Annotated in this window: 1 other annotated feature (cut by a window edge). The window is 56.4% G+C overall.

Annotated features, from left to right (window positions below):
• Nucleotides 1–1,177 (top strand) — a sequence feature (mutual gap in cmsearch alignment for this rRNA model is longer than 100); it begins 1,789 nt to the left of the window's first position.
• Nucleotides 1,178–1,198: the final 21 nt, after the last annotated feature.

The raw sequence follows: 1,198 nt of genomic DNA, 5'->3' as shown, positions 1-1,198 counted from the left end.
CTCTGAGCTGGGGGTGGCCGCAGAGACCAGCGAGAAGCGACTGTTTACTAAAAACACAGGTCCGTGCGAAGCCGTAAGGCGATGTATACGGACTGACGCCTGCCCGGTGCTGGAACGTTAAGGGGACCGGTTAGTCACTCTTCGGGGTGGCGAAGCTGAGAACTTAAGCGCCAGTAAACGGCGGTGGTAACTATAACCATCCTAAGGTAGCGAAATTCCTTGTCGGGTAAGTTCCGACCTGCACGAATGGCGTAACGACTTCTCGACTGTCTCAACCATAGGCCCGGTGAAATTGCACTACGAGTAAAGATGCTCGTTTCGCGCAGCAGGACGGAAAGACCCCGGGACCTTTACTACAGTTTGATATTGGTGTTCGGTTCGGCTTGTGTAGGATAGCTGGGAGACTGTGAAGCAGCCACGCCAGTGGTTGTGGAGTCGTCGTTGAAATACCAGTCTGGTCGTGCTGGATGTCTAACCTGGGTCCGTGATCCGGATCAGGGACAGTGTCTGATGGGTAGTTTAACTGGGGCGGTTGCCTCCTAAAGAGTAACGGAGGCGCCCAAAGGTTCCCTCAGCCTGGTTGGCAATCAGGTGTTGAGTGTAAGTGCACAAGGGAGCTTGACTGTGAGACCGACGGGTCGAGCAGGGACGAAAGTCGGGACTAGTGATCCGGCGGTGGCTTGTGGAAGCGCCGTCGCTCAACGGATAAAAGGTACCCCGGGGATAACAGGCTGATCTTCCCCAAGAGTCCATATCGACGGGATGGTTTGGCACCTCGATGTCGGCTCGTCGCATCCTGGGGCTGGAGTCGGTCCCAAGGGTTGGGCTGTTCGCCCATTAAAGCGGTACGCGAGCTGGGTTTAGAACGTCGTGAGACAGTTCGGTCCCTATCCGCTGTGCGCGTAGGAGTCTTGAGAAGGGCTGTCCCTAGTACGAGAGGACCGGGACGGACGAACCTCTGGTGTGCCAGTTGTTCTGCCAAGGGCATGGCTGGTTGGCTACGTTCGGGAGGGATAACCGCTGAAAGCATCTAAGCGGGAAGCCTGCTTCGAGATGAGGACTCCCACCTCCATGAGAGGGTAAGGCTCCCAGTAGACGACTGGGTTGATAGGCCGGATATGGAAGCACGGTAACGTGTGGAGTTGACCGGTACTAATAGGCCGAGGGCTTGTCCTCAGTTGCTCGCGTCCACTGTGTT

The organism is Streptomyces sp. NPDC126497, from assembly GCF_040302425.1.
In the GTDB taxonomy this organism is placed as follows: domain Bacteria; phylum Actinomycetota; class Actinomycetes; order Streptomycetales; family Streptomycetaceae; genus Streptomyces.
This window is presented reverse-complemented; position numbering and strand designations above follow the sequence as displayed.